The following is a 13005-nucleotide window of genomic DNA, read 5'->3' on the forward strand; positions in this document are numbered from 1 at the left end:
CAGATTTTTACAAACAATTATCAAATTAATTACTGCTAGAGAAAACCTGTCATGCTATAAATTTTAAATTAGCATAACAGGCTTTCAGATAATCAATCAACTTTAGAGCAGAATCTATTGATTCCAAATACTTTTTAATTGAATCCACAGGATTTCAAGGAAATGTCTTGAACATTTTCTGGTTTTAATGGCGATTTGCTTGATTGATGTTCGTTAATTTGGTGTGTCAATCTCTGGTCTAAACTACCAGCACGGATTTCTGCTTTTTGCTTTCTAACTACTTCTAGATAAGCTACGTCTTTAATTTTGCTTAAACAGCTTGATGAAGCATTATTATCAGACTGGGAATTATGAGCGTGTTTCAGCATTTTTAGATTTTCATTTTGCTGTTGTTTTGTCCTATCGGCTTGAGAGTTCTCTTTGAGCAATCGATTGTAGGTGCGATATGGAATGTAATGCAAAGGATTATAACCACCAAATCGCAGCATTAAAACACATGCCCAGGAATACTTTCCAGCAAGAATTGCTTCAACTACTTTGTCAAATTGTTGAGCTTTCACTGTCTTATCTAAGTTACTACTAATACCAGCAATGTCTTGATTCATCATAGTTTTTAGTTATTTTGGGTGAAGTAAACTATTTTCTTCTCTGCGATTGTTGATGTTTAAATTGAGGTGTACAAACTGCACTAGCCTTTTTGCAAATCTTGAATTGCTTGTGGCAAATTATCAGCAGTGGAGCGGTGTTTGATGTTTACAAGGGATGATAAATCCATAAGTAAATAAATTTTCTTGGTTCACACGCTTATATTTCTTACTACTGTTGGATTAGGCAATTTCCGGGAAGTTTGCATATTCTTTTAGACTAATAGAGAAAATATATTTATCTTTGAGCGTTAACAACACCATTCGTATTTATACTATTTTTTTCGTTGCTGTCATCTACTAATCTAGTATCTTTATAGGTCAAATTTACTGAATATATTACTATACTTACTTGTGTGTTGTGCAGCTTTTAGTTTTGTCCTCTTTTGCTAATTCTTGAGGGGGTCTTACCCCTCACCCGATATCATTTTAAAACCTTTATTATTGTCGAGTAACTAAAAAACAATACCATTAAATAGAATGGAAAACAACTTGTAAAAATATTATCCGAAAGAGAATAAACCCTTTCATAACAATAAGATTGAGCTTATTTTTACAATAAGTTCGATTAGACAATGATACTTATTAGACTTGTCTTTATTGGCTTGCAAAGACTACAGCTTTAGCGTATCTAAATATAATCGCTGTCACCTACTCGTAAATATTTCATAACGAGCAGTAAATTATTATAAAATAGACCAGTCGTAAAAGAAAATTACTGGTTAAGGATAATATAAATAAATAGTGATAACGAGCCTTAGTTGAGTCAAAAAAAAGATCCGTAAATGGATAAATTTACTCGAAAAGTGTTGCAGCCTAAGTCTGTACAAGATTAGAGAATTTAAAAATAGATATAAAGCTAATTAACACAGAATATTATTAAGTTGATTCAGCAGAAATTTCTATATGATATGAATATTTAACAGATTTATAAAATTGAAATTACAAATTTAGTGGCAAGTGGGCTAAATGGTGGTATTAAGATCAAAAATCAATATGCGATCGCCTTTATCTCTCCAGACAACTACACAATGAATTACTTGACAATGAGCTATCCACGGGTTATAGTATGAGTCCACCTTAGTTAAAACTAGTCCTCACTGATAACGCTTCACATTCTGCAAGTTTGGGCTGCTTCTAATAAAGGCTGGTGAAATACACCTGTAAGATTTTCTGGCGTTAAGTTGCGCAGACTGTAGGGGTTTAAGCGTATGTACCAGTGTTGGCTAATCATTGCCAAACACGGAGCACCACAATCTGATGAACTTTGCTGTTGAGTAAGGTAATAGGCACGTCATAACCTAGCTTTTGATTGTGAACGTAGTCTGGGAACTATCAGCAATATTTATAGCTAAAGCTAGTAATATTTGCATATTTTGAAACAGTAGTCTTAAATTCTCAATGCTTCAACTCTTACCATTACTGAAATTTTCCTTCGCTTCCGGAAACACTCAGAAAATAAAATCGCAAATCTAAATTTTGCTTTTCCAGATGAAGGCAGGTTCAATTTGGCAGGGAGGTACATCTGTCATAGGTGTCAACTTAAGGTAGAAGTTATTTAAGAGTAAGGGTTTTAGGGTTGCTTGCCCTCATCCCCTAACCCCTTCTCCCATATTGGGAGAAGGGGAACTGGAGAATTTGCTCTCCTCTTTCCCAATATGAGCGAGGGGCTGGGGTGAGGGCAAAACTTATACAGTCAGAAGATTTCAGCTTAAGTTGACACCCATGACATCTACGTGTGTTGCGTCAAAACGAGAACCATTTTGATAGTCAATCAATTAATAACTAAGTAAATTCCCCAAATCGCCATTGGCCGCAGGTAAGTGCTAGCGCGAAAAGTACCAGTTGCGGTGATAGCTTCTGGCGTGCGAAATTGCAGACCATTTTCATAAATTTGCTGCACCACAGCTTGCGTCAACCTCAACGCTTCATCCTTCATTCCCATCTGCACGAGAAAAGCCGCTAGCCCAAAGTTTATCCCCGTCCAAACTTCTAAGGGATGAGTAGCTTTGGGATTTTCTGGTGAACCATCACGACGAACACCATTAGCAGCACCAAACTCACCATTACAGAATTTTAAAAAGCAAGCATCATAAACAGTTTTCAGCGCTGAAAGGGCGCGATCGCTTGGTACAATATCAGGTAAATCCAGCAGACGCGCGTAGAATTGTCCGCACAATTGATCTGCCATTACCACATCGGAACCACTTTTACTATCTAGTCGGTAATATTCCCCATTCCAGAGTTTTTCTTGGTAAATAGGAAGAGATTGTTGTAACCAAGTTTCATAAGTGGATTTTTGCGCCGCCAACTCCGTTGTGTTACCTGTCTGGTAAGTTAATAAAATATCGCTGATTGCGATCGCAGCTTCTAACGCTGCCAACCATAAACCACCACAATAGGCGCTAACACCTTGTAATCGCCAATCATCAAAAGTTTGATCGGGTGCGCCAGAATTTTCAGGAATCCCATCGCCGTCGAGGTCAAAAGTTTTCAGGTAGTCGAGGGTTTGAACGATCGCATTCCAGCAATCTGCTAGGAATTCCACATCGTCAGCACCCGTGAGTAAAAAATCACGGTATACTTGCAAAACGAAATCACTACCTAAATCTTTCCATAAATTACAATCTTGATAGCTGGTGTAGTTGGTTTTCTCCCAGACGTGTTCGTTCGGTGCGCCTAAATCGTGGGGTGTTGCACCTGCAACTTTGCGAACTGCAATCGGGCTTTCGGCCTTAATTGTCATGTAATAGCCAATGATTCGGGGAGTATCATCACTTTGAGGAATCGCCCGTGCAAATGCCCGAATCACCGACTTTTCTAATTCTGGAAACAGCATCAGCAGCGCAAAAGAGCCATACAACCGTACATCTAGACTTTCATACCAACGGTAATCTAAGCACTCCAGCACCGCAAACTGACCGATGGGGTCAAGTTCTGATGCAGCACTCCAGAGAGTACCGCCGCTAGTAAGGTCGTAAAGCTCATTAAATAGAGCCATTTTAAACCAGTTGGGTAAATCTTCCCGGTCGAGAATAGGTTTTTGCCAACTTTGAATTTGCGATCGCCAGGTTTGGTATTCTTGTAATGCAGTCGATGCGATCGCCCAGGCGTTGTTGCCATTTTTACCAAAAAAATCTGTATATCTGCGGTAGTAGTTGACTCCAGCCGCAAATTCTACGATTGGCAAATCCCAAGCGACGACAAAGGGAATTTCCAGAGTTTCGCCTGGTTGGAGAGTGAAACGGATTGCGATCGCAGCCCCGATTTGTGTATTCTCTATCGCTGGAGTCGTATCAACATAATTGGGCAAAGAGCCATCTTTAGCAAAGCTTTGCCATACCTCATCACCCGTACCTTCAGGATTCCAGCGGCTATGATGAAATACTTCCACTTGGGGATGTTTCAGCGTTGCAATACACCAAGTTCCGTCACCTTCTTGCAAAGGTTCATTATTACCAACCCGACCTAAAACACAGCCAAACTGTTGTGTATTTTCAACTATTTGATTGTAGTTTCCTTGACTTTCGCCCCAGCGCGGTTGGTATTCGTAAACTGGACTACCATCATCGCGTACCCGCACTTCGGGAGATTTTAGAGCATTTGTAAACCAGCCGACCACATTTTGCCAAGTGAGCATAATGCCCAGAGTAATCGGTGTATCTGTCGGGTTGTGGGCATTCCAGAGGAATATTGCCACAGGGTAACTAGTTTCTTGGTAATTACCTGCCCAGACTGGGGAAAATTGTTCGCAAGTCAACTGTGCTTGAAATATATTTTTATATACAAACCAGCTACGTGGATATAGCGCGTGATAATCGCCCGTTCCCTCTGTATTGGGAGGTGTCGGATACCATTGCCACGCTTTGAGAGTGTCATCATCGGGCGCTTGCGTAGATAAAGCGTAGGTTTGGGAAGATGTGCTATTGGATTCAAACACACTAAACTGACAAGCGGGAACGTTTTTGAAGGTATGCTCACCGCCATCGATGTGCCACAAGTTAAAATCTCCCCGTGAAGAACGACCGATGCAACCTGCACCAAAGCCGCCTAAAGGCATACCATGCCAAGGGCCATCATCAATATTACTTGCATAGCGGACGGTATAAGGTTTATCCCAGCCTAAGCCGATGGGACGGCTCCAAGTGCAAGAGGGAATTTTTAGAGAGAGTTGATTTGTCATCGCCTAATGTTACAGCGTGCAGTTACGTCAATGAAGACTAGCGCGATGTGAGATTTTTCTCAAGGTAGTAGCACGGTATGCCCATTGGTGTCTACTTAAGCTGAAATTTTCTAACTGGTCGTAGCCCGCCCTTAGACATTGCTGCCGTAATTACTACTGAACTACAAGGTATAGAGCTTATCCCAGTCACTAAGACTTTAATATTGTGCTTTTACTGCGTGTTACTCAACTGCTACTTGAACTTTAAATCTAGAGTTTTTAAATCTAATGGGTAAATAACTCGTTAATTTGGGTATTTTAAAGCACAGAGGTAATTTTCTCAATAGTTTTAATAAAACAAGATGACACAATACGCCCTTGTGGTTGAAATTGCTCAGAATGACAACAGTTTCGGCAGCCTGACTAAACCTATTGATGATGCAGAGGCTGTGGTTAACACAGAAAAATTTTTGCTGGTGGTAGATGAGTTTGAGAAAGTATTTACAGTTTGTATAGATAAGGAAGAACGGCAGAGATTTATTGAACTACTGACTGGGGTAGTAGAAATTCATGATTCGCGGTTAGCTGTTGTAATTACTATGCGAGGTGATTTTCTTCAATCCTGTTTAGATAATCCTTCTCTGACTCACCTGATTCAAACCCCAGTAGTTGTTATACCGCCTTTAACTGGAGTTGATTTCAAAGAGACAATCGCCAAACCTGTCCAGTTTCAGGTTCATAGTGTTGAAGAAGCAGGAGCATTAAAAATTCTCCAAAATCTTCAACAAGACCCAGGGAATTTGCCATTGTTAGAGTTTGCCTTAACTAAACTCTGGGAGAAACGCGAGCAAAAGAAATATCAACTTACCCAAGAAGAGTATGAAAATTTGGGAGGATTAACTGCGGTGTTAAATCTCCATGCAGAAAATGTTTATCACTACCAAGATTATGAGAAAGAATATCCAACTCAAGAACGCACTCAGCAAGAAAAGGAATGGATGAAGCAGATTTTTCTGCGGTTAGTGGGAACGGGAGAGGGAGAAAAGGATACCCGACAGCGCCAACCCAAAGCCACATTATTAAATATTGCAGGTAATGATGCCAATCAACGGCAACAACTTAGTGAGTTGCTAGATGGTGAAACAGGATTGGTTAAGGGACGCTTATTAGTTTCTGAGAAAGATGAAAAAGGAGAAGTCTGGATTAATTTAGCCCATGAAGCTTTAATTGAAAGTTGGCAGCAGTTTGCCCAGTGGCGACAACAAGACCGAGACTTGCGACCGTTGAGCGAGTCATTAGAAAATACCCGACGGGAATGGTTGAACGAAAGGCCGGATGACAAATATTTAATCCAAAAGGGATTGCTGGCCCAAGTGAAGGATAGCTGGCAACAGTTGCAGCCCGATTTGCAATCACTCCAACAAGATGAGGATTTTTACCAGCGCAGCGATGCCGACGACAAAGACCGGATTGCGGAGATGGAAAGAGCGCTTACTGAATCCCAGTTGCGAGAAAAAGCGGCTAGAGTAGACGATTTATTGCCCTTACAACCTCTAGATAGTCTAGTTTTGGCAATTCAAGCTATGGGGGAAAATCAAGAGAAACTACCCCAGCAGATTCTTGCATCAGTTCAGAACAGTTTGAATCGGGTAGTGAATAAAGCAAGAGTCTCGATTCCCTTTTGTGGTCATGAAGGTAATGTCTCTTCTGTGGCTATTAGCGCCGATGGGCAGACGATTGTCAGTGGCGGTACTGACGGCACTGTGCGGTTGTGGAATTACCAAGGTCTTCCTTTAGCTGAACCTTTGCGCGGTCATCAGGGTAATGTCTCTTCTGTCGCCATTAGCGCCGATGGGCAGACGATTGTTAGTAGTGGTACTGACGGCACTGTACGGTTGTGGAATTACCAAGGTCTTCCCTTAGCTGAACCTTTGCGCGGTCATCAGGGTAATGTCTCTTCTGTCGCTATCAGCGCCGATGGGCAGACGATTGTTAGTGGCGGTGCTGACGGCACTGTACGGTTGTGGAACCGCCAAGGTCTTCCCATAGCTAAACCATTGCGTGAACATAAAAATGATGTCAATTCTGTCGCCATCAGTGCCGATGGGCAGACGATTGTCAGTGGCGGTGCTGACGGTATGGTGCGGTTGTATAACCGCCAAGGCCTTCCCTTAGCTAAACCATTGCGTGGGGATAAAAATGATGTCTCTTCTGTGGCTATTAGTGCCGATGGGCAGACGATTGCCAGTGGTGGTGCCGACGGTATGGTGCGGTTGTGGAATTCCCTAGGTCTTCTCTTGGCTGAACCTTTGTATGGTCATGAGGGTAATGTGAGGTCTGTAGCCATTAGCGCCAATGGACAGACGATTGTCAGTGGCGGTGCTGATGGTACGGTGCGGTTGTGGAATCGCCAAGGTCTTTCCTTAGCTGAACCTTTGCGCGGTCATGAGGGTAATCTGAGGTCTGTAACCATCAGCACCGATGGGCAGACGATTGTCAGTGGCGGTGCTGATGGTACGGTGCGGTTGTGGAATCGCCAAGGTCTTTCCTTAGCTGAACCTTTGCGTGGTCATGAAGGCAATGTTAGGTCTGTTGCTATCAGCACTAATGGTCAGACAATTGTTAGTGGTAGTACTGACGGCACCGTGCGGTTTTGGAACCACCAAGGTCTTCCCTCAGCGAAACCTTTGCGCGGTCATAAGGGTTGGGTTTATTCTATCGCTATCAGTACCGATGGTCAGACGATTGCCAGTGGTGGTACTGACGGTACGGTGCAGTTGTGGAATCACCAAGGTCTTGCCTTAACTGAACCTTTGCGCGGTCATCAGGGTTGGGTCTATTCTGTCGCTATCAGTACCGATGGTCAGACGATTGTCAGTGGTGGTAGTGACGGTACAGTGCGTTTGTGGAACCTGCAAGGTCTTGCCTTAGCTGAACCTTTGCACGGCCATCAGGGTTACGTTAATTCTGTCGCCATCAGTGCCGATGGGCAGACGATTGTTAGTGGCGGTGATGACGGCACTGTGCGGTTGTGGAATCGTCAAGGTCTTGCCTTAGCTGAACCTTTACGTGGTCATGAGGGTTTTGTCAATTCTGTGGCCATTAGCGCTGATGGGCAAACGATTGTTAGTGGCGGTACTGATGGCACTGTGCGGTTGTGGAATCTGCAAGGTCTGCCCTTGGCTGAACCTTTGCGCGGTCATAAAGGTTGGGTTTATTCTGTCGCCATTAGCGCCGATGGGCAAACGATTGTTAGTGGCGGTGATGACGGCACTGTGCGGTTGTGGAACCTGCAAGGTTTTCCCTTGGCTGAACCTTTACGCGGTCATGAGGGCTGGGTTTATTCTGTCGCCATTAGCGCCGATGGGCAGACGATTGTTAGCGGCGGTGAAGATGGCACTGTACGGTTGTGGCGCGGTGACTGGCGTGCATGGTTGCAAGTTTGTTGTGACAGGTTACGTTACCATCCTGTCTTCACCAATCCGCAAACAGAGGAAGCAAAAGCCGCCTGCGAAACCTGCCAAAAATATGTTTGGAGTAAAGTAAGCGGGTAAAAACACGGCATTGCTGTGCCTCTCAGAAGGTCTGCACTCGACTCAATTGCAAACGGCTATCAAGGCAGTAGTAACACATCTTTGGGTAAAGACGCGATGAATCGCGTCTCTACAAGTGGTCTATTTGTCGCATTCTTTTTTCAAATTGGTATAAATTATGGTGAGCGAAAGGCTTAGGCGTAACCCGCACTTTGACAACGCTCACCTTTTGACCTGGGAATTTTTATTGGTGTTATTGAAATTTAGTTTGTATATGTGGGCACTCTAAAATTAAGTAACATACTGGAGACTAATTTCTATGTCCACAGCCCCAATTAGTGCAACACTAGCGCAATCAGATAGAGATGCTGTGTTGCAAGCGATGTCTACGACAAGCCGCTTCGCGTCTACGCTACCATTAAAGACAAATTACCATTTTTGATTGATTTAAGTAACGAGGAACGAAAAGCTTTACCCAAAATGGGAGATAAAAGCCGCGCCTTTGTCAGTAAAGCATTGGAGGTGGCGACACAGAACCCAGAGTTTTTGCCGCGATCGTTTGACCTTAATGAGATGCGGAAAGACGTACAATTATTTGAAGCTTTGTATCCAGTACTGCTGTCTTTGTCGCAATTACAAGAGTTGCTAGACGATACATCTATAGCAGTGGGTAGTGAAGCTTATGCAGCCGCCTTGCAAGTGTATAACTATGCCAAAGCTAGTGGACAAGGCGCTGGTTTAGATGGAGTAGTTGAAGAAATGGGGCAAAGGTTCGCCCGTAAATCTCGGAAGTCCAAGCCTCAAGCCGCAGCGTTGTAGAAAATAGCTCGGTAATTGCACTTCTTAGGTGCAATGTTGAAGCTCAGAACTCGGATGTTGGAGTAAATTGCTCGGCATTCCGAGTTCTGAACTCAAAGTTTCAACCTCAGAACTCGGAGTTTCATGCTTACAACAGCAACATCTGAGATCCAAAGGTGAATGATGGTGAAAAAAAGGCGATCGCTCTCCCTTTGAACTCGGAACTTCGTGTTTTGAACTGCAACAGCCGAGATTCAAGGGTGAATTATGGTGAGTGAAAGGTGTAGGCGTAGCCCGTTGCAAACATCGCTTCCATAATTCTTAGCAGAGTTGAAGGTACAAAGCTTATCCTTGGCAAAGCAAAACTTTAAGTGCTGGAATTTTGCTTATTTTCAGGAAACTTACACTTCACCTCAATTTCAAAATTACTCTCCGCCGAACCTTCAGTTACAAAGGGGATACCAGTTTTTCCGCCTATCTTTAAGCCAAACTTCAGAGTCACCTCTTCGACTTCAGCAGCACCTAAATTTTTAAAAGCGCCAATGGCATATTTGGTATAAGCTCGAATTTGATGGTGAACTTCTTCAATTTTGACAAATGCCTCTTCCCGAAAGCCGTAGGATTCTTTCTCCTCATCAACCTCCGGTGTGACTATTTCTGGAACAGTTGGCGTTTCCTTGGACTCGAACAGAATTGTATAGATTTCCCCGTCTTCTTCAAAGACTAAACGTTCTATGTTCGACATCAAGCCCTCAGAGTTTAGGTGTATTTAAGTTATCTTATTCTGTAACAGACAATTTAAATACGTATAGATGGCTCGTTACGCGCTTGTAGTTGGCATTACAGATTATACAAATCAGCTTTCCAATCTCACAAAACCAGCTACGGATGCCGAAGCAGTCGCGCAGGTACTAAAGGCGCATGGTGATTTTGAGGATATCGTTGTTCTCAAAGGGAAAGTTAGTACAAATAAGTTGGCTGAAGCTTTAAAAACACTTTTGCAACAACATGCAGTTAAAAACGAAGCGCTAATTTACTTTACAGGGCATGGCATCACCGTTTCTGACAGCTTAGGAACACAACAAGCATATCTAGCAACCTCTGACTTGACAATTGTCACTCAAGGCAAGCAAATTATTGAACAAACAGGCGGGATTAGTCTTTTAAGTCTCAACAATTTAATTAGAGACTCCGACTTGAATAGTCTAGTAGTGCTGTTAGATTGCTGTCATAGCGGTGAATTTTTAGAACGCAATCTCATCGAAAAAACTCTGACTGCCTTTATTTCACAGCGCGATTACTACTTTATTGCTGCTTGCAGAGGTTTTCAACAAGCTTATGCCAAAAAAAGCGAACAACACAGTATTTTTACAACAGCTTTGCTGGCTGGGTTATCAGCAGAGAACACTAACGATCGCGGACAGGTGACAGGCGATCGCCTCTTCGATATACTTGCTACAGAACTCAAAGGTAGTGGACAAGAACCAATCCGCATGGGTTGGGGGCGTTCCATTACTCTAATTAACCACAACATTCAAACCCAAGCTCAAACCTTTGAGGTAAAAAAAGAATGTCCTTACCAAGGTTTAAAAGCCTTTGAAGCGGAACAAAAACAGTTTTTCTTTGGACGCAAGCAGGTTGTAAGGAAGATTCTGGGGAAACTCGCACAAAAGCCCTTTGTCCCGATTATTGGCCCTTCCGGGAGTGGTAAATCTTCTGTAGTTCAGGCGGGTTTAATTCCAGAATTAGATGATAGAGTCTGGCAAATTTTACCGCTAATCAAGCCAGGATTTCAGCCGTTGCAGGAATTGAGAGCAGTTTTGAAAGCATTTTTTCCAGGGGCGAGAAAAGAAAAATTGCTGTGGGAGTTGATTACTAATGAACCGAATCCTTTACCTGTAATTCTGGAGCATCTCACAGGTGCAAAAAAATTTTTATTGGTAGTAGACCAGTTTGAGGAATTATTTACTGTCTCTGTTGCTGAACAAAAGCAGAGATTTATTGAATTGCTGACTCAGGTAGTAGAGATGACCGATTCGCGGTTGAAAGTTGTGATTACCATGCGATCGGATTTTCTCGAATCATGTTCAGATTATCCGTCTTTAAATAAATTAATTGAAAATCAGCTGGTTTTGATGCCGCGTATAACTGGAGTTGATTTAAAAGAGACAATAACCGAACCTGCTAAACTTCAAGGTCATAGTGTTGAAGAAGGGCTATTACTGAAAATTTTAGAAGATGTTGGTAAAGAACCGGGATACTTGCCGTTGATGGAGTTTGCTTTAACTAGACTCTGGGAAAAACGCGACCAACAAAAGCATCAACTCACCTTAGAACAGTATGAAAACTTCCAAGGATTGACAGGGGCGCTGAATTTTCATGCAGAAAATGTTTATTTTTACGAAGATTATCAGCAAGATTGCCCGACTCAAGAACGAAATGAACAGGAGAAGGACTGGATTGGGCAAATTTTCCTGCGATTATTGCGAACGGGAGAGGGAGAAAAGGATACCCGACAGCGTCAACCAAAAACTGAACTATTAGCCATTGCTGGTAATGACAAAGAACAGCAGCAAGCATTAAGTGAATTGCTAGATGAAGGATTGGTGAAAGGACGTTTGCTGGTAGCTGGGAAAGATGAACAAGGAAAAGCGTGGATTGATTTAGCCCATGAAGCCTTAATTGAGGGTTGGGAGAGGTTTGCCCAATGGCGACAACAAGACCGAGATTTGCGGCGGTTGAATGATAGATTAGCAGATGCTTTGCGAGAATGGTTGCACAAAAAAGAAGATGAAAAATACCTCATGCCAAGAGGATTGTTAGCAGAAGTGCAAAAAAATTGGGAAAAGTTAAAGCCTGATTTATCACCTCAAGCCCAGAAATTTTATCAGCGCAGTGTTGCTTATGAAACAGAACGGAGTAATGAACGACAAGTTGCTCTCAGAGTAAGCCATGAAGCCTTCTTGCTGGAGAAAACAGCAACTATCAAGAAAATACTCCCTTTCCAACCTCTCACAGCTTCAGTTATGGCAATACAAGCAATAGGTGAGAATATCGAGAGATTGCCCAAGCAAATTCTCGCTCCAGTTCAGAATAGCCTGCAACAAGCGATGGATGTCTTAACTCCTTTCCGTGGTCATCAGGGTGAGGTCAATTCCGTCGCCATTAGCCAGGATGGGCAGACGATTGTCAGTGGCGGTGAAGACGGCACAGTGCGGTTGTGGAATTTCCAAGGTCTGCACTTGGCTGAAACCTTCGGTGGTCATCAGGGTAGGGTCAATTCTGTCGCCATTAGCCAGGATGGGCAGACGATTGTCAGTGGCGGTGAAGACGGCACAGTGCGGTTGTGGAATTTCTAAGGTCTACCCTTGGCTGAACCCTTCCGTGGTCATCAGGGTGAAGTCAATTCTGTTGCTATTAGCCCGGATGGGCAGACGATTGTCAGTGGCGGTGAAGACGGCACAGTGCGGTTGTGGAATTTCCAAGGTCTGCCCTTAGCTGAACCCTTCTGTGGTCATCAGGGTGAGGTCAATTCCGTCGCCATTAGCCCGGATGGGCAGACGATTGTCAGTGGCGGTTATGACGGCAGAGTGCGGTTGTGGAATTTCCAAGGTCTGCCTTTGGCTGAAACCTTCGGTGGTCATGAGGGTGAGGTCAATTCTGTTGCTATTAGCCAGGATGGGCAGACGATTGTCAGTGGCGGTGGTGACGGCAGAGTGCGGTTGTGGAATTTCCAAGGTCTGCCTTTGGCTGGAACCTTCGGTGGTCATGAGGGTGAGGTCAATTCTGTTGCTATTAGCCCGGATGGGCAGACGATTGTCAGTGGCGGTGGTGACGGCAGAGTGCGGTTGTGGAATTTCCAAGGTCT

6 protein-coding genes and 2 pseudogenes are annotated in these 13005 nt (G+C 43.4%); 4 read left to right on the plus strand and 4 right to left on the minus strand.

What is annotated here, in order from left to right:
- Nucleotides 1-134 precede the first annotated feature (134 nt).
- From RMZ42_RS09625 to RMZ42_RS09630, 3 genes are all read right to left on the minus strand, one after another.
- The gene (locus tag RMZ42_RS09625) at nt 135-605 is read right to left on the minus strand and encodes a HetP family heterocyst commitment protein (protein WP_322671252.1); all 471 of its coding nucleotides are present in this window, start codon (nt 603-605) and stop codon (nt 135-137) included.
- A gap of 1150 nt (nt 606-1755) precedes the next feature.
- Nucleotides 1756-1878 carry a hypothetical protein gene (locus tag RMZ42_RS34685; RefSeq protein ID WP_416211805.1) on the minus strand — a complete coding sequence of 41 codons (123 nt, stop codon included), beginning with the start codon at nt 1876-1878 and terminating at the stop codon, nt 1756-1758.
- Nucleotides 1879-2418: 540 nt separating this feature from the next.
- Nucleotides 2419-4827: a GH116 family glycosyl hydrolase gene (locus tag RMZ42_RS09630; protein ID WP_322671206.1), complete on the minus strand. Its 2409-nt coding sequence runs from the start codon at nt 4825-4827 to the stop codon at nt 2419-2421.
- 341 nt (nt 4828-5168) lie between these two features.
- Here RMZ42_RS09630 and RMZ42_RS09635 point away from each other — a divergent pair, with 341 nt between their 5' ends.
- Together RMZ42_RS09635 and RMZ42_RS09640 are read left to right on the plus strand one after the other, a co-directional pair.
- Nucleotides 5169-8360, plus strand: a complete 3192-nt coding sequence (locus RMZ42_RS09635) for a WD40 repeat domain-containing protein (protein WP_322671207.1) — start codon at nt 5169-5171, stop codon at nt 8358-8360.
- Between the two features lie 298 nt (nt 8361-8658).
- Nucleotides 8659-9158: pseudogene (locus RMZ42_RS09640) on the plus strand (hypothetical protein).
- Nucleotides 9159-9504: 346 nt separating this feature from the next.
- On the opposite strand, the gene RMZ42_RS09645 reads toward RMZ42_RS09640, so the two are convergent.
- A complete protein-coding gene (locus tag RMZ42_RS09645; RefSeq protein ID WP_322671208.1) occupies nt 9505-9882 on the minus strand; it encodes a CU044_2847 family protein in 378 nt (125 codons plus the stop codon).
- Between the two features lie 67 nt (nt 9883-9949).
- Between RMZ42_RS09645 and RMZ42_RS09650 the strand changes: the two genes are divergently transcribed.
- Together RMZ42_RS09650 and RMZ42_RS09655 are read left to right on the plus strand one after the other, a co-directional pair.
- A complete protein-coding gene (locus tag RMZ42_RS09650; RefSeq protein WP_322671209.1) occupies nt 9950-12496 on the plus strand; it encodes a caspase family protein in 2547 nt (848 codons plus the stop codon).
- 9 nt (nt 12497-12505) lie between these two features.
- A pseudogene (locus RMZ42_RS09655) lies at nt 12506-13005 on the plus strand (WD40 repeat domain-containing protein); the annotation flags it as partial.

This window comes from Nostoc sp. DedQUE05 (assembly GCF_034530955.1).
Classification (GTDB): domain Bacteria; phylum Cyanobacteriota; class Cyanobacteriia; order Cyanobacteriales; family Nostocaceae; genus Nostoc.